General features: G+C 37.7%; 1 protein-coding gene. It reads left to right on the top strand.

Features of this window, described 5'->3' with window-relative positions; genetic code table 11:
• Positions 1-224 precede the first annotated feature (224 nt).
• Positions 225-575, top strand: a complete 351-nt coding sequence (locus Q8W24_RS16795; protein WP_305476045.1) for a helix-turn-helix domain-containing protein — start codon at positions 225-227, stop codon at positions 573-575.
• Positions 576-749 lie beyond the last annotated feature (174 nt).

Consider the following 749-nt stretch of genomic DNA (forward strand, 5'->3'; position numbering starts at 1 on the left):
TGCTGGTCATCAGACACCTCGTTTATGGTGGCGATATTACCACCTACGTTGGTGTCCGGAATCATTGAACCACTACACTGAAACGCACTCCGTCCACAATAAAAATTCAAATCGGTTCAAAATTTCACACTCATAAAAGTCAAAAAACACACAAAATAAATTGACTATACTTACTAGTGAGTATAGAGTTTTGTTACAAGTCACTCTAACCTAGGATGTAAACAATGGCCAAACCACCTTCACTACCACCAACATCTACTGGTCTAACTCAAAACGAAGTAAGTATGTTAGATCAAAACAACATCACAGTTACTGTTCGAAATGGCATACGAACAGTCGATGGCTACGATCATAACGGTCAAAAAGTCACTATAAAAACGCACATAAGTAATAATAATCCAAGCCAAGGTAATGGTTTTCGTAGCCAAACAATGACTGTATGCGATCAGCTTTCTATAGAAGAACGAAGAAAAATAGCTAAACAATTAAAAAGTGAAGAGAAGCTATCTCAAAAAGATATTGCTGATAGATTAGGCGTATCACAAAAAACCATATCAACAGACTTAAATTCTTAATATTAATTGAGCCTGATATTCAGGCTTCAATAAATCATCACACCACGAGTAGGTTAATGGGTAGTGTTCAAAATTCTGTGTCACCCCTATAGTTTACCTGTTCTGGTCAACAAAACCGGACACATTAATTGGCTAATTTCTCATGCTCCGCCGGTGACAAGTCACCGTTCGAGG

It is taken from the genome of Oceanobacter sp. 4_MG-2023 (assembly GCF_030689165.1).
Lineage (GTDB): Bacteria > Pseudomonadota > Gammaproteobacteria > Pseudomonadales > Oceanobacteraceae > Oceanobacter.

Bases quoted from the DNA above. Each gene is read 5' to 3' on its own strand.
- Q8W24_RS16795 (WP_305476045.1), top strand. From the start codon at position 225: ATGGCCAAACCACCTTCACTACCACCAACATCTACTGGTCTAACTCAA.